Source organism: Streptomyces sp. NBC_00443, from assembly GCF_036014175.1.
GTDB lineage: Bacteria > Actinomycetota > Actinomycetes > Streptomycetales > Streptomycetaceae > Streptomyces.
This window is the reverse complement of sequence record NZ_CP107917.1, coordinates 6,659,179-6,675,143: the sequence shown is the minus strand read 5'-3', so window position 1 is coordinate 6,675,143 and position 15,965 is coordinate 6,659,179. Positions and strand designations below refer to the sequence as shown.

The following is a 15,965-nucleotide window of genomic DNA, read 5'->3' as shown; positions in this document are numbered from 1 at the left end:
CCCCGCTTCCAGAACGACTTCTCGTGCGTACACGCCGTCTTCACATCACGTCTCCGTACGCACGACACGGTACGAGGTCGTACCGGGCGCGCCCACGACATGGACGAGGCAACCGTCGAAGCCCGCACCGACGAGTATCCGGCCGGCCTCCGGTGCCGGCCCGTCGCCTTCGACGACCAGGAGGCGCAGGGCCGCGAAGCCCTCCACCCCCTCCCCCACCACGTGATGCAGAGCGGCGGCGGGAAGCACCAGCGCCGTGACGCCCCGCCGGCTCAGCTCGTCGTGGAGGCCCTGTTCGATCAGCCACGCCAGCGGCGGCAGAACCACGAGGTGTGCCCCTTGGGCCAGCCCGACCCACAGGGACAGCAGCACGGCGGACAGCGGCACGTCGCCGAGATATCCGAACCGCTGTCCCCGCAGGGCCGGGATGTTCAGGTCGCCGAGCCATGCCTCGGCATGGGCGACGATGTCCGCGTGGTCCACGACCGACGCACGGCGCGCGCTCGCCGAGGGAGCGACGACACATGCCGCGGTGGCGAGGCGGGGGTTGGGAGCCGAGTGGTGCACGGCGGTGTGCGGGCCCGCGTCCGCGAAGGGTATGACGACCAGTCCCGGGATTCGGCGGGCTTTGCGCGCCCGGTCCGTCAGGCAGAAGGACGCACCGCCCCTGCGCACCACCGGCCCGCCCGGACAGCCCGGACCACCGGGCTCCGTCGTCACATGGACGGCCCCTCTCTTGAGGATCCCCAAGAGAGCGGCCCAGCCTCCCGAGGAGTGGGCCACGCGCAGCGCGACCCGGTCCCCGTGCGACACGCCATGCACCCGGAGCAGCCCAGAGACCGCGTCGGAGCGCTCGTCCAGTTCCCGGTACGTCAGCACTTCGCCGGCCTCGGTGATCGCGGGCCGCTCCGCATGCTCGGTCAGGATGCGTGCGAACAGCTCCGGCAGTGTGGTGACCCCGTCGGCGACCGCAGCCCTCGTCATGCCCTCACAGGCTCCGTCTGAATCGTGAAATGGTCGAGCACGTTCCGCATCCGCTGCTCGACCTCGGCCGCGGTGGCTCCGGCGACATGCAGGTATCCCGACGACGCGTGGGACGCACGCGGCGGCTCGGCGACGTCCCCGACGGCCAGCTTCATGCGCACGGCCAGGACACCGGGCAGCCGGCTCAGCTCTTCCTCGGAGGTGAGGCTCACCACCTTTCCCGGTTTCACCGGCAACAGCAGGTCACCGACGGCCCGGTCCTCCGTGTAGTCGAGGTCGGGTGTGCGGCCGAGGTAGGTGTCGAGCGTTGCCCGGTGGATGTCGAAGCCGCGGGACATCCCGTGGTTGGCCGGTACCTCGCAGCCGGTTATCCGTGCGGCCGCCTCACCGACGCACAGCGTGCCGTCGTCCATCAGGAAGCACTCCGCATGGAAGTAGCCGTGGTCCAGGCCCAGGCCGTCCACCAGTTCCTGGCACACCGACCGTACGTCCAGCGGCAGTTCCTCTCCCGGGGCGAACGTGATGTTGGCGTTGATCGCTCCGTCCAGTACTTCCAGAATCGGCACCGGGTTGACCGACAGATAGGCGTCCACCACCTTGCCGCGGGTGACGAGCGCGCACAGCTGGTGCTCGGTACCGCGGATGTACTCCTCCACCATCCACTGGCGTTCGGGCGCCGGTTCCGGAACCTTCGCGAGCTCGTCCGGGCCGTCGATCCGGTAGGTCCCGATGCAGGCGAAGGAGTCCATGGGCTTGAGAACGACCGGCCAGCCCTGCTCCTCGGCGAACAAGGCCACCTCGCTGAGTGATGCGACCTTCCGGTAGGCGGCGCACCGCATTCCGAGCTCGGCGAACCTGTCCTTCATGGCCGTCTTGTGCCGGACCCATTCGACCTGCTGCCTGGTGAGATGCGGAAGTCCCACCAACTCGGCGAACGGCTGGGCCACTTCCTGGTGCGGCTCCTGCGGATTGCAGAAGTAGGTGGGCACCTGTTCCAGCGTCTCGACCCACTTCAGGTAACGCTCCGCCTCTTCGGCAAGGTTCTCGTCCTGGGCGACGAACGCGGGCAGATGCGCCGTACGGTCCAGGTACTCCTGCGGGAGGTCCTTGAGGGCCGAGGTGAAACGCAGCAGGACGATGTGTACGTCGTCCCTGTCCAGCGCGTTGCGCACAAAGGTGGAGGGCCTGCCGTCCACCAGCAGCACTACCGGGAGGGCGGATATCTCAGGAGCTGAGGTCGTCATGAAGGATCTCCAGGGGTCGCAAACGGATGGTCGCGGACGGATGAAGGAGCGACTTTCTGCGATTTGGCTTATTTGTCGGTTCCCAGAGAGGCCGGATCAGCGTCCACGGGGTCAGAGGGAGCCTCCGTGGACGCCTCGGTCATCCGGTGGCGAACGGCGAAGGCGACGAACGTCGCGCAGATGCCGGTCGGCACTCCCAGAGCGAATCCGGCCGACCAGCCGAAGCGGCCGATCAGCACTCCGGCCAGCTGCGACGCCACGGCCCCTCCTGCCGCGTTCACCGTCAGAACCCACGTGAACGCCTCGGACACGGTGCCCTTCAACGCGGTCGAGCCGACCAGTTCGTACAGGATGGCGGTGAGCGGGGCGATGGTGGAGCCCTGGATCGCCATGGCAACCGCCATCGACCAGATGTCCCAGGCCAGGAGAGGAACCGCGGCGGCCAGGGTGAACGCGACACACGCCAGGGGCAGGTAATGACCCGTCGGCGCGCGGAAGGACCGGCTGCCGAACCACAGCCCGCCGATGGCCCCGCCGACGCCCGATGCGCCGTACAGGAACCCCACATCGCCCGCGGAGCCCTTGTCCTCGCTGAAGGCAGCGAGCGCCAGAGTGAGGACGCCGAGGGTCAACGCGGCCAGGAACAGCAGAAGAAGCAGGACCAGCAGAGAACCCGACCGCAGAGCGCCCAGCAGATCACGTTGTGCCGTGGGCTCGGGCGTCCACTGGCGGGAGGCCTTCGTGGTGGCCAGGCCAAGGGCGCCGACTCCGGCCAGAACCCCGCCCACCACTGCGGCGGTGCCCGCCTCACCCAGCACCATCAGTCCGCTGAGCAGCAAAGGTCCGCCGATGACGAAGAGTTCGGCGAAAATGGATTCCAGTGAATACGCGGTCGAGCGTTCGTTCCTGCTCAGCGGAAGGGTGCTCCACAGCGCCCTGATCACTTGGCTGACCGGGGGGACCGTGCCGCCGGCCGCGAAGGCAAGAACCAGCTCCAGGCTTCTCGGCCCGGACGCCGCGGACACCGCTCCGAGGAGTGCCAGAGGATGCGCGATCGCCGTCGTGATGAGCATCGCCGACTGCCCTCGCCGGTCGATACGGCGAGCGATCAGCGGACCGAGCGTGGCCGTGCCCACGGTGTAGGCGGCCAGCACAAGTCCGACCGACGCGTAGCTCAGTCCCTCTTCAAGGAGGTGGAGCGTCAACGCGAGGCTGACGAGATACAACGGCAGCCGGCCGATCAGCCCCCACAGCACCGGCCCCTTGACGAGCCGGTGGCGCAGCAGATCGGTGAACCGGGAAACGGCAGATGACACGAGGACACGTCTCTTCCATCAACGAGGCAGGGATACGGCCAAGAAGCGCACGGACCATGGGCACGTGGCCGCCCCGATCAGCATCTCGAGAACTCGGCGATATCTCGCCACGGTCGAGCTACAGGGCGGCCAGCGCGGCGGCCACTTCCTTGGCCGCCTGGGTCTGGCCGGTCTCGTCCAGCTCCGGGGCCAGGGGCAGGCACAGCGTACGTCCGAGCGCTTCGCGGGTGGCACGGAAGCCGTCACGACTGCGCGGCCGGTAGCGCTGCGCACCGTCGTCGAGGTTCCATGGGAACCCGTCGGCGTACACGGACACACGATCCCGCACGACGGGGTGCTCGGGCAGGAAGTACTTGTCCAGCGTCCAGCACGCAAGGCCCCGGTCGGTGAGGTCGGCCAGCGCGCGGTCCCGCAACTCGCGGGACCCCAGCTCGATCCGGACGCTCACCTTCACGTCTCCGCCGGTCCGTACGACCCGCCTGATGTCCGAGCGGTCGGGAAGCTCCTCGGCGAGGATCGCGTGGTGCCGCTCCAGGCTCGCCAGGATCTCGTCGAGGTGGCGGAACTGCTGGAGCTGGACGGCGGCCACGGCCTCGTTGGCGCAGAAGTTCTCGCCGTAGAAGGCGCCTTCACGCCACACCGGATACTTGCCGTGCTCCCGGTCGGAGCCGTGGTCGTGGTACGAGCGGAGCACCTCCCAGTCGTCGGGGTCCCGGACGACGACGAGTCCGCCCTCACCCGACGTCAGCACCTTCGCATGGTGGAAACTGAACGTTCCCGCATAGCCGACCGTGCCCGCGTGGCGGCCGTCGGCGTGCCGACCTCCCATCGCCTGGGCGGAGTCCTCGATCAGATAGGGCACGTCCTGCGGGAGAGGCCCGACCATGCCTTCCATGTGCGCGACGATCACGCGCTGTGCGTCCGCCGGCAGGAGTGCCGAGTCGAGGCCGAAGCGCTCGTCCACGTCCACCGGCACCGGCACCAGACCGCAGGAGAGCACGGCGCCGGCCACCGCGACGAAGGTGACCGCCGGTATGTACACCGGATCACCGGCGCAGGGCCGGGTGCCCATGAGTGCGAGCCGCAGCGCCTCGGTTCCGTTGTGCACCGCCAGTGCCCTGGTGGCACCCAGTCGTTCCTCGACCAGTTCCTCGAGTCGGCTGGACACGCTGACGCCGGAGGAGATGTACCGGAAGAGCGACTTGTCGTCGACGGCACTTCGAAGCTCATGCATCTCCTCCCATTCGAGGTAGTTCGCTCCGTAGGGCAGTCTGCGCAACATAGAGGCTCCAAGAGATCGGTGGAGGCGCCGAGTTGGCGAGCCACACGTGGTCTGACCTGCATTACATGGGGGCGAGCAGAAGCTGGCGGACTCTGCGGGCAATGCGCTGCGCCCCGCGCCGATCGTCGCCGGCCGCCCGCTGAGCGGCGTCGGTCCACACGCTCAGCTCTTCCGGGGCGTCGAGAGCGCGGCGCAGCGTTCCGGCCTCGTACGTCCAGTCGTCCCGGTCGCCGCTCGGTACGACCAGGGGTGCGCCCACGGAGGCGAGCACGGAAGCGGCCTCCTGCTGGACGGCGTCGAACGGGGGCAGCAGGGCAAGGGGGACCCGGGCCGTCTGTGCCAGCGTCACGCCTGTCAGGCCCGGTGAGGAGACCAGCAGTGACACGTCGGCAAGGGCCCGTTCGGCTGCCGGATCCCCGTCCTCGAACACAGTGGGGCCCGGCACGAGCGTCCGCAGCTTCTCGGCGACGTTCGCGCTGCCCGGACCGTACAGCTGCACGGCGGAGACCGGGCAGTGCGCACCTTCCGTGAGCGCGTCCTGTGCCCTGCGCAGGAGACGGGCGCATGCCTCGGCCTGTCCGGCGCCCGGCACGGCCAGGCGGATCAGCGCTCCCTGACCGTGCCGGGCGCGAACCGCACGGGGTGGCGCGACCGTCCCGGCCTGGTGGACGCCCTGCGACCCCGAGTCCGGTAGCCAGCCAGGACGATGCAGACTCCGGAGCCGGGTGGGCGGCCAGCCGCTCACGGGCCTAGTCCCGGTGCTCGACACGAAGACCACCGCGGTTCCCGACCGTTCGGTGCGCTCGGCCAGGACGGTGTCGTCGCAGATGATCGCGACGTCGGCGGGCTCGTCCGGCGAGTCGGCGCCGGAGCCCGTCCGCTGGCCCGGCACCAGTTCGACTTCGGTCAGGTGAGCGCAGATCCAGCGCAGTACGGTGTGCGATTCGGGATCTCCCGGCAGGGCGGCGGTCAGGACCCTCAGGCCCGTCTGCGCGGACGTGCGCCGTGTCGTCATGGATCAGTAGCTCCATTCCGGGACCGCGCCGAGTCGTGCGAGATCGTCGCTGTATCCGGCGGCGGTGGCGGAGCAGCCGTTGCACAGGGAGGGCCCGTTCAGCTTGAACGCGTCGGCGTGCTCGCGGAACCGGGGGCCGGCCAGGTCCACCTTCCCGGACGTGTCGCGCAGCGGGGCGCCGCCGGCGTCCTCGCCTTCCACGTGCGGAAGACAACTGCACGAGTAGGCGCGGCCGTTCTTGCCGTCGAGGTAGATGACGTCGTCGGTCACCAGGCACAGCGGTCCGGAAGGCCGGGGAGTGATCGAATTCTCGAAATAGGCTTCCTGTTCGTCGGGAGTGTCCCCGTAGAACCTCTTTCCCAGCGGGACCAGCATCTCCTCGGGGTCGGCCGCGTAGATGGGATCGCAGGTCACCAGGACGTCTCCACGATCCGGATAGCGCACCTCCCGGCCCAGCTTGATGGCGGACAGTTCCCACTGCTTGACGCCCGCGTCGGTGAGCAGCCGCTGAAGGTCGGGCATCTGCGCGTAGTTGTGCGGGCCCACAACGGTGTTGACCCGGGGAATGATTCCCAGCTCTCCGGCCCGTCGCAGGCCCTCCATTCCGGCGTCGAACATTCCGGGTGAACGGCGGTACACATCGTGGGTCTCACCCGAGGAACCGTCGAGGCTCACGATGACCTGGGCGAGGCCGGCGTCCGCGAGCCGATCGACGAAGCGCGGGAGGAACATGCCGTTGGTGATGACGGACATCTTCATCCCGTTCTCGGCACCCAGGCGCACGAGTTCCAGGATCTCGCGGTGCATCAGCGGCTCACCGCCGGTGAATCGCACGTAGCCCACTCCGGACGCGATCGCGTCCGGCATCAACTCGGCGAAGTCCTCGGGAGAAAACCGGTAGGTGTCACGGGACAGCGCGTACTCGCACATGAAGCAGTCGGCGTTGCACGCCTCAAGAATGCGAACGAAAAGGTACTTCCTCCGAGAGTTCTCCATACTTCCCCACCTTTCAAGCATCAGCGGGCTCGGCCCAGCGGGACAGGATCTCTGCCGCAACACGCTCGGCCCCACTGAAATCCTGAGCGATTCGAGCGAAGGACGGGGCGCCGCTCGCGAGCAGAGCGAGGCCCTTTTCGATATCGGTGGTGAGCTCGTGTACCACGCCGTCGCGAAGATACTTCGAGCAGGCGGCCGAAATACTCGCCCGGATACGCTCGACGGCGTATTCCTCGCCCTCACGGTGCCAGGTGTCGGTGCTCGACCGGGTGAGCACGTGGGCGGGCCAGAAAGTCCGCAGCTGCGGGGAGCAGCCGTATTCGACCAGATCTCCGTTGAGTACCTGGCTGAGGTTCTGGGGTGGCAGGAGCACCGCGCTCCTGCCGATCGCCGCGATCTCCAGCATGGTGGTCAGCCCCGGTGACGTCAGAATCCATCCGGCCCCGAGCAGGAGATCGACGAATTCTCCGTGGGCACAGCTGCGGACTTCCACCGTCATCGGGCCGCGATAGGGCACGACCGCGTTCGGTGCCAGATTCCCGGTGATCACCACCCGCTCCACCGCCATCCTCGACAACGCCCGGAGCGCGGGTTCGAGCACCAGGCGCTGATACGAGTCGTCGGCGCTGCCCGTGAACGGGGAGTGCAGCCCGCCGAGGTTCAGAACGGCGAGACCGGCATCCGGGGAGATCTCAACGCTCCTCGTGCGCTGCGCGGCCCGGGACAGACCGACGGAGTCGGGCACGATGGGCGGGACCCAGGTCAGGTTCTCCACCCGGCCCAGGGCCGATTCGGCTGCGGGCGGCAGCGGCAGGGTGCGCTGGGCGCAGTAGAGCGCGACGTCGACGGGCAAGGGGTCGTGCTCAGTCCACAGGAACGGCAGGCTGTCGACGTAGATCACGGGACAGCCGGCGTTCTGCAGAGCCGTGGCCAGCTCCGGGTCCAGGATCACCAGCCCCAGATCAGGGGCCAGTTCGGCGACCAGCGCGTCCACCTGAGCGGCGTCCGCCGCGTCGACCGTACGCCATCGGGTGATGCCGAGGCCGGCCAGCACCGGACGCCCCAGCTCGGTGCCGACACCCGTGACCTCCAGGTCCGTCCGGGCGCCGAGAGCCTGGAGCACGCTGGAGAGTTTGCCCGCGCTTCCCCACCCGAAGTTCACGCCGGAAGCCAGGATCCGCAGGGGACGCGAGCCCGCGGGCACCCGCTCGTCAGACATCGCCGATGGGCCGCTCGACCGCCTCGTAGCCGTTCGGGAGCGACGTCTTCGGATAGCCGACGACCGGCTCGGCCACCCGCAGGGCGCACGGGGAGGAGGCCCCCTTCTCCACGGCGGTCATGATGTCGGCCAACTCCCCCTCGGTGAACTCGTCCGCGAGGCCCCGCCGCGTGGCGCTGGTGACCTCGCCTATTCCGGCCACCAGGGCCGGCGCGGACGTGCCTTCCTGCAGCAGGACGATCGGAACTCCCAGTGCGGACGCCCAGCCGATCTCGATCATCACGCCCGGCGACGGCGGCTCGCTGACGATGGCGCACATGACGTCCGCGTTCGACACGGCGAGGAAGTCCGCAGGCGTACAGATCTCGGGTGCCAGCCAGGCCTCGCCCCACTGTTCATTGTGATGCGCGCTGAATACCGCATGCCCTCGGTCGATGAATGCCTGACGAAGCGTCTGAAGCTGTTCTTTGCGATCCGGTTTCAGTTCCCCAGTGGACCAATCCATCCACTGCGTGTACGGGGCAGCAAGAAAGACGTACGACATTTGCCTGCACCTCGGTCCGTTTCTACCGACGCTCTCGGACGACCAGAAGATCTCGTGTCGCACGTCGAACACAAGAAGGTCATGCGAGCATGAATCTGCAGGACAGAACATGAAGGAGACGCGCATGTGCGGAAATACCCACGAGGGAGACAAAACGGACATGATGGAGATCTGTGAGCGTGGGCTGAACGTCTACGAGTCCGCGATCTGCGACGGGGGCGTCTCCGGGGACATTCCCGAGTGTGTATTACAGCTCGGCCTGCTGCGCCCCGACCCCGAATTGGCCGAATCCTACCTCGCGGTTCCTCCGGATGTGGCTTATGCCAGCGCGGCGCAGCCCTTAGAACGCGAGATAGAAAACCATCAGAAAGCCTTGGCGGAAGTACTGCTCGCCATTGACGGGATACGCCACGTCTACGACAAGACCCATCGGCAGTGGGTGGCCCCGGTGGAGACCCTGGACGATTCGGCCATGATCGCCACGGCACTTCAGCAGGCGGTTCAGTCGTGCCAGGAAGAACTGCTCACGGCACAGCCCGGCGGCGGACGGTCACCCCAGACGCTCATGGAGGCGTTACAACGGGACCTGGAACTCAACCAACGAGGTGTCGTACAGCGGACGTTGTACCAGCACACCGTGCGGACACACGCCCCCACCATGGCCTACATCGAGCGGGTGACGGACGTGGGGGCCCAGGTCCGGACGCTGGACGAGGTCTTCGACCGAGTCATCATCTGCGACCGGAGGGTCGCGTTCATTCCGGGCGGAGGCGACCGCAGCTCTTCCGCGCTCATGGTGCAGCACCCAGGTCTGGTGAATTGCCTGGCCACCATGTTCGAGTACATGTGGGCGCGTGCCCGATCCGTCGACCGGAAGTCCGTTTCCCAGCGGTCCGCGCTCATCACCAACGAGACGCGCAGCGCGGTGCTCCGGCTCATGGTGGACGGATTCACCGACGAGGCCATTGCCAAACGACTGGGCATGAGCGTCCGTACCGTTGCCACACACGTCAAGAAGACCTCGGAGGCGCTGGGCACCCGCAGCCGCCCCCAACTGGCCTATCTCATCGGCAAAACCGGCCTGCTGCGCGAAGCGGCCGACTGACGGCCCGGAAGCGCCTCGCGGAGTCCACCGGGATCAGCGGTGCAGGCGGCGCCGGGTTTCCGCAGTCACCGGCTGCGGGCAACCCGGCCCTCGTCCCACACCGGTTCCTGAGTCTCGCGGACCCGGCCGTCCGCGCTGAAGAGCAGATAGCGGTCGAAGCTCTTGGCGAACCACCGGTCGTGCGTGACGGCCAGCACGGTTCCTTCGTAGGTGCTCAACGCCGCCTGGAGTGCCTCCGCGCTTTCGAGATCCAGGTTGTCCGTGGGCTCGTCGAGGAACAGCGCCGTGGTGCCCTGGAGTTCGAGGAGCAGGATCTGAAAGCGCGCCTGCTGCCCGCCGGAGAGCCTGTCGAAGGGCTGCTCTGCCTGTCGGCTCAGCTCGTAGCGACGCAGCGCGGACGTAGCGGCGCCGCGGTCGAGAGCGTGTTCCTCCCAGAGGATCTCCAACAGGGTGCGGCCTGTGAGCTCCGGGTGAGCATGCGTCTGCGCGAAGTGTCCGGGCACGACGCGCGCTCCCAGCTTCCACTCTCCGCTGTGCTCGATGTCATTTCCCGCGAGCAGCCGCAGGAAGTGCGACTTCCCGGAACCGTTGGCGCCCAGGACCGCCACCCGTTCGCCGTAGAAGACTTCCAGGTCGAACGACTTCATCAGCCCCGTCAGCTCGAGGTTGTGGCAGGTGATGGCCCGAACACCGGTACGGCCGCCGCCTAGACGCATCGTGATCTTCTGCGGCCTTGGCGGCTGCGTCGGCGCTCCGGCCTCCTCGAACTTCCGCAGCCTGGTCTGAGCCGCGTGGTACCGCGATGCCATCACATCGCTGCGCGCGGCGTACTGCTGCATGTCCAGTACCAGTCGCTTCAGCTGTGCGTGCTTCTCGTGCCACCGCCGGCTCAGCTCGTCGAACCGTTCGAAGCGCTGATCGCGAGCCTCGTGGTAGGTCGCGAACCCCCCGCCGTGCACCCAGACGTCGCTTCCCCCGGCGGCCGGCTCCACGCTGACGATCTTTTCCGCGGAGCGAGCCAGCAACTCCCGGTCGTGGCTGACGAAGAGGACCGTCTTGCGGGTCTCCCGTAACCGCTCCTCCAGCCAGCGCTTGCCCGGCACGTCGAGGAAGTTGTCCGGTTCGTCGAGCAGCAGCACCTCCTCGGGCCCACGCAGCAGAGCCTCCAGACACAACCGCTTCTGCTCACCGCCGGAAAGGGTGCGCACCTCTCGCCAGCGCGCTCGTTCATAAGGGATGCCGAGCGCCGCAGTCGTGCACATGTCCCAGAGGTTCTCAGCCTCGTAGCCCCGGACTTCGGCCCAGTCGCTCAGCGCCTCCGCGTAGTTCATCTGCGTCGTTTCGTCATCCCGTTCCATCAGCCGGAGTTCCGCCTCGTCCACGGCGGCGGCGGCCTCCTGCACGGGTAACTGCGACACGGAGAGCAGCAGATCCCGAACGGTCTGCTCGTCCCGGACGGACCCGATGAACTGCGGCATCACCCCGAGGCCGCCACTGGCGGTCACGGTGCCCCCGTGGGGCTTCAACTCCCCGGCGATCAGCCGTTGCAGGGTGGTCTTGCCGGCGCCGTTGGCACCCACGAGAGCGACGACGGAACCCTCGGCAACCTTGAATGAAACGTCCCCGAAGAGTATCCGCCCGTCGGGCAGGTAGTACTCGAGATGCGCTGCTTCCACGTGACCCATAAAGGATGGTTCTCGCTTTCATGCATTCCGGACGCGAAATCCCAAGAGCCTACCTGGCGACGTGACCTCGCCGTAGGTCACGCGGGTCGGCACATGGAGGCAGCAGAATTGCAACAGCGTTCAAAGCCACAAGTGGCGGCAGACGAGTCGGGCTGTACGCCGGGGAGAGCCGTCGCAGAGCTATGACGTGCACAGATGGGCGTAATGTCCACCAACGTGGCTACTTTGACGGCTACGCAAGCGCGGATGCGTCCCGTCTCCCCCGCACCAGCAAGTCCCTGCCCCGGTACCAAACCGTCCAGCAGAGCTGTGTCGCTTCTGGGGCAGTCGGTCCGCAGCGTCCAAACCCTCACTGAGTAGAGTGCAGGCCCTCGTCGGCGTACAGTTCGGGCCACGATCAGCTGCTGGAACCTGGTCATGGTCATCGCCTGGTGTTGCGCAATCTTCGCCTTCGGCGAGGATACGGCGGGCATGCTGAGAGCCTCGATCGCCACGATGGAGCGGCCTTCGCCGGGTGAACGCTACTACTGCGTGATCGATGAAGCTGGTGCACACGGCGAGGCTGCCGGGGAACGCCTGGGGCAACCATTCACCCAGGAAGCCGGGGAAGAGGTAGCAGCAGACCTGGCGGATCTCGCAGCGATCGTCGGCGAGGTGCTGCGGTCGGTGGCGTCACTACGCCTGCTGAATCGGATGTGGGCCGGGAGGCGGCCGTTGAGGTCGGCTCGTCGCCGGCCGACGTGTCCCGGCCTCGCGAGACCGATCTGCGTGGGGTGCCATCCAGGTACGGGGCCGACGCGGAGCACGAAGATCTCCTGGCAGTGGCGCACAGGGAACGCCTCACGGCTGTGGCCAAATATCTGTTCGTCGTCGTACAGCGGACTGCGAGGACCGGCTTCGTGGACGAGTGGTTTGCAGAGGATTCGCTGCGGATGGCAAGGGCGGCTCTTGTTCAATGGCTGAGGTGCCTGGAGCTGCGGCAGCACGACGTTGGGAGGTAAGCGGCAGTCTGCAGCGGCCCTCAACCGGAGGCGGTATCGGCCGACTCGTGTGAGGCTCGCTCAAAAGCCTGTTCGCCCGAAGACTGACTCAACTCCTGGCTTGGCCCGAGTAGTCATCATGACCGTCAACGAACCGCACGCGTTCAGATAGCACTCGCGCTACCGACTCCAGGTCCGCCAGCCGCCTTGCCAGCGTCGATTCGGCGAGCTTGGGCGGCAGTGCATCCGCGAACTTCAGTCCTTTGACCGCCCGCTCGTCGACCTCCGGCAGGCACAGATGGTCTGAGGCGGCAACCGAAACCTGTTTCCAGGCGTCCGGGCTGAGGTCCTCACGCAGCCGGATCCAGCAGTCGTTGATCTGCTGGGCAGGTACGGCGACCTCAGCGAGCGTCGCTGCGAGTGTGGCGTTCGCCCGATGGCCGGCCCATGTCCACCACCTCACGTATCCTCCGGAACCGCGGGTGATCACCGTGCCTCCGGGGTGCACCGCTTCCATGAAGTGCTCCCGTGCTTCGACCAGGTACTTCTCCGCTCGCGCCGTGAGGTCCACCGGCGGGTTCGCCCCGAGGAGCACTTCTCGTACTGCGCGGGTGAGTTCGAAGGAGATGCCGAAGTCGAGCCCGGCACCGCTCCACTTTGCTCTGCCGCCGCCGTCGACGGGTTCGACGAAGCACCGCTTGCGCTTCCAGTCGATGTACGTGACCTGCCAGCTCCGCCCGGCCAGGAGCAACCGCCTTGGTCCGTCGATCCGTTCGGTGAGAAGGCTCGGATCGGTCCTGCCGATCTCCCGGCGGCCTTGCAGCACGGTGAACTGGGGAGCCGCGGTGAAGACCGCCGTGAGGTTCATGAAGTGCCGGTGCCCGAAGCGCCGTTCCGCCTCGGGGCCGATGAACAGGAGTCCGCCGTCCTGGTTCAGGTAGCCGTTGTCGACCAGGTGCCGGACGATCGGCTCGGCGGACTGGCCGAACGGGCCGAGGCCATTCCACCATTCCTGCCAGAGACGGTCCCCGACCTGCGGTTCCTGCAGGCACAGCGCGAGAAGCTGTTGGGCCACGATGTGTCGCGGCTCCGGCGGGGCGACGACAGGCTCCACCCAGCCGCGCGACCACTGCATGAGAAGGGCCGCGGCTCCGAGGAGTCCATCGCGGTCCAGCGCGAGGAACAGGCAGTTGCGTGATGTCCCGGGCCTGCGTCCGGTGCGGCCGAGCCGTTGCAGGAAGGAGGCGACGGTGAGCGGGGCGTCGATCTGGATGACCCGGTCCAGATCCCCGACGTCGATGCCGAGTTCGAGGGTACTCGTGGAGACGATGACACAGTCGCGGGCCTCGGCGAATGCCTGTTCCGCGCGACGGCGTTCGTCGACCGAAAGGGAGGCGTGGGAGAGGAAGGTCGTCACGCCTTTTGCTCGCAGCTTCTCGCCCAGCTCCTCGACGAGCCGACGGGACTCGCAGAAGACGAGCCGTTTCTCGCCGCGGTGCAGGGCCGCGATCACGGTGGCGGCGTTGTCGACGGAACCCACATAGTCGAGCTGGATGTCCGCCGGGGGCGGCGACACCGCTCCCTGTGTCTCCGGCTGCGGGTCGGCCAGATGCGGTGCCACCACCACGGACGGCTGCTTCCCCGCTCCGGATCCTTGAAGCCACAGCAACAGCTCCTCAGGGTTGCCGACCGTGGCGGACAGCCCGACGCGCTGGACGGGGCGCCCGACGACGCGCTGCAGCCGCTCCAGGACCGCGAGCAGATGCCAGCCCCGGTCGTCCCCGGCGAAGGCGTGCACCTCGTCGACGACCACGGTGCGCAGTCCGGAGAAGAAGGACGTGTGATCGACATTCGCGCTCACCAGCATCGCCTCCAGCGACTCCGGCGTGGTGAGCAGGATGTCGGGCCGCGCGGCCAGGATCCGCTTCCGCGCGCCGGAGGTGACATCCCCGTGCCACAGGGCGGCCGTGCGTCCGAGCCACGAGCTGTACGTCTCCAGCCGGGGCAGCAGGTTGTTCAGCAGCGCCTTGAGCGGACACACGTAGAGGACGGACGTCCCTGACCACTTCCGCTGCACCATCTTCGACAGCAGCGGAAACGAAGCGGCCTCCGTCTTGCCTCCGGCGGTGGGTGCCAGAAGGATCGCGTCGTCGCCCGCGAGCAGCGGCCCGATGGCCTCCTCCTGCAGAGGGCGCAGTCCGGGCCAGCCGAGCGTGTTGACGATGTGGTGGACCAGCGCGGGTTCGAGATCGTCGATGCCGCTCACGGCATCTCCAGGTCGATGTCGTCCGCGCGTGCAGCCGCCGCGTTGCGTTCCACTTCGGTCAGCTCGCCGTCCGCGATGGTGAGCGCGTAGTGCTTGCGCGGATCGAAGTCCTCGAACTCGTCCACCCGGTCGAGCACATCGGCGACGAGCTTGCGCAGGAAGACGCGGGGCGCTACCCCGACCTTGCCCCCGAGTCCGCCGGTGACGGCAGTGGCGAGTTCCATGAGATAAGCGTCGTCCACCTGCTGCTCGACTCGCTGCGGATACCGGGCAGCACCCGCGTACAGGTCGCGCACCCGCCTGCCCAACTCGCCGAGCCGCTCCAAGTTGAAGCCCGCAAGCCGCAGTTGGACCGCTCGCGGAGAGTCGAAGCGCGGGTCGGTGCTGAAGTCGGTCGCCAGCCGCTGCGCCAGCGGCGGAAGCCGCTGCACTCCCTGCTGACCGTCGAAGAATGCCGGGGTCCCGGTGATGACGAGAAACAGCCCGGGAAAGCGCCCCGCGTCAATCTCGTCGAGAAGCTGCCGCAGAGCGTTGAGCCCCTTCTCCCGCACATCACCACGTACCCGCTGGAGAGTCTCGATCTCGTCGAGGACGACCAGCAGGCCGGGATGGCCGCAGTCCCGCAGCACCGTGAGCAGTCCCTGCAGGAAGCCGAGCGCCGCGAAGTGGTCGAGGTCTCCCCGGACTCCGGCGGCCCTGCGGGCAGACGCCGCGACGGACTTCTGACCGCCGAGCCAGGCGATGAGGGCTTCGGCGGTCGCCGCGTCGTCGGCCGCGACCGCGCGCCGGTATCCGCGGAGCACCGCGGCGAACGCCGGTGTGGTGCGGGCCACATCGGCAAGCCGACGCTCCATCAGTACGTCGACGGCCGCTGCCAGCGCCACTTCGTCGTCCTCGTCCGCGTCCCCGTTGTCGAGGACCTCCTCCTCCAGCGTGTAGAACCAGGAGTCGACGATCGCACGCAGCGCACTGGGCTGGTGGGTCGCCGTGGACAGCCGCTCGGTGAGCCGGCGGTACACCGTCTCCAGCCGGTGCAGAGGCGTCTCCGTCTCGGAGATCTGTACCTCGGCCGTGGCGAGCCCGGCGCGCTTGGCCCGCTCGGCGAGCCAGCGTGCGAAGAAGGTCTTGCCGGAGCCGTACTCACCGCGGATGGCGTGAAAGGCTGCCCCGCCCCGCGCCACCGTGGCCACGTCCTCGTCGAGGGCGCCGGTGAACCGGTCGAGGCCGACCGCGAAGAGGTCGAGCCCGGAGTGCGGCACGGTGCCCCGGCGCAGTGCGTCGACGACCTCCCGCCGCCGGACCGCGCTCACGTCGGGCGACGGCGTCATC

12 protein-coding genes are annotated in these 15,965 nt (G+C 67.9%); 1 reads left to right on the top strand and 11 read right to left on the bottom strand.

Annotated features, from left to right (window positions below; translation table 11 throughout):
* Positions 1 to 45 precede the first annotated feature (45 nt).
* The 8 genes from OHO27_RS30400 to OHO27_RS30365 form a co-directional block, all read right to left on the bottom strand.
* Positions 46 to 984 carry an AMP-binding protein gene (locus OHO27_RS30400; protein ID WP_328428157.1) on the bottom strand — a complete coding sequence of 313 codons (939 nt, stop codon included), beginning with the start codon at positions 982 to 984 and terminating at the stop codon, positions 46 to 48.
* Positions 981 to 2,228 (bottom strand): ATP-grasp domain-containing protein, encoded by a 1,248-nt coding sequence (locus tag OHO27_RS30395; protein WP_328428156.1) that lies wholly within the window; start codon positions 2,226 to 2,228, stop codon positions 981 to 983. Before OHO27_RS30395 ends, OHO27_RS30400 begins: the two co-directional genes overlap by 4 nt.
* A gap of 68 nt (positions 2,229 to 2,296) precedes the next feature.
* Entirely contained in the window at positions 2,297 to 3,544 is a 1,248-nt protein-coding gene (locus OHO27_RS30390; RefSeq protein ID WP_328428155.1) for an MFS transporter, read from the bottom strand.
* Between the two features lie 118 nt (positions 3,545 to 3,662).
* Entirely contained in the window at positions 3,663 to 4,778 is a 1,116-nt protein-coding gene (locus tag OHO27_RS30385) for a DegT/DnrJ/EryC1/StrS family aminotransferase (RefSeq protein ID WP_328428154.1), read from the bottom strand.
* Between the two features lie 109 nt (positions 4,779 to 4,887).
* Entirely contained in the window at positions 4,888 to 5,841 is a 954-nt protein-coding gene (gene blsF / locus OHO27_RS30380) for a CGA synthase-related protein (protein WP_328428153.1), read from the bottom strand.
* Between the two features lie 3 nt (positions 5,842 to 5,844).
* On the bottom strand, positions 5,845 to 6,837 hold the full coding sequence (blsE, locus tag OHO27_RS30375; RefSeq protein ID WP_328428152.1) for a cytosylglucuronate decarboxylase: 993 nt from the start codon (positions 6,835 to 6,837) through the stop codon (positions 5,845 to 5,847).
* 13 nt (positions 6,838 to 6,850) lie between these two features.
* Positions 6,851 to 8,056 (bottom strand): hydroxymethylcytosylglucuronate/cytosylglucuronate synthase, encoded by a 1,206-nt coding sequence (locus OHO27_RS30370; protein ID WP_328428151.1) that lies wholly within the window; start codon positions 8,054 to 8,056, stop codon positions 6,851 to 6,853.
* Positions 8,049 to 8,561, bottom strand: a complete 513-nt coding sequence (locus OHO27_RS30365; RefSeq protein ID WP_328428150.1) for a nucleoside 2-deoxyribosyltransferase — start codon at positions 8,559 to 8,561, stop codon at positions 8,049 to 8,051. The genes OHO27_RS30370 and OHO27_RS30365 overlap by 8 nt, the downstream gene beginning before the upstream one ends.
* A 148-nt stretch (positions 8,562 to 8,709) precedes the next feature.
* On the opposite strand from OHO27_RS30365, the gene OHO27_RS30360 reads away from it, so the two are divergent.
* Positions 8,710 to 9,705, top strand: a complete 996-nt coding sequence (locus OHO27_RS30360; protein ID WP_328428149.1) for a helix-turn-helix transcriptional regulator — start codon at positions 8,710 to 8,712, stop codon at positions 9,703 to 9,705.
* 65 nt (positions 9,706 to 9,770) lie between these two features.
* Here OHO27_RS30360 and OHO27_RS30355 read toward each other — a convergent pair whose 3' ends face one another.
* The 3 genes from OHO27_RS30355 to brxD all read right to left on the bottom strand — a co-directional run bounded on the left by OHO27_RS30355 (position 9,771) and on the right by brxD (position 15,964).
* Positions 9,771 to 11,390 carry an ABC-F family ATP-binding cassette domain-containing protein gene (locus OHO27_RS30355; protein WP_328428148.1) on the bottom strand — a complete coding sequence of 540 codons (1,620 nt, stop codon included), beginning with the start codon at positions 11,388 to 11,390 and terminating at the stop codon, positions 9,771 to 9,773.
* Positions 11,391 to 12,479: 1,089 nt separating this feature from the next.
* The gene (locus OHO27_RS30350) at positions 12,480 to 14,636 is read right to left on the bottom strand and encodes a DEAD/DEAH box helicase (RefSeq protein ID WP_328428147.1); all 2,157 of its coding nucleotides are present in this window, start codon (positions 14,634 to 14,636) and stop codon (positions 12,480 to 12,482) included.
* Positions 14,633 to 15,964: a BREX system ATP-binding protein BrxD gene (gene brxD, locus OHO27_RS30345; RefSeq protein ID WP_328430599.1), complete on the bottom strand. Its 1,332-nt coding sequence runs from the start codon at positions 15,962 to 15,964 to the stop codon at positions 14,633 to 14,635. The genes OHO27_RS30350 and brxD overlap by 4 nt, the downstream gene beginning before the upstream one ends.
* Position 15,965 lies beyond the last annotated feature (1 nt).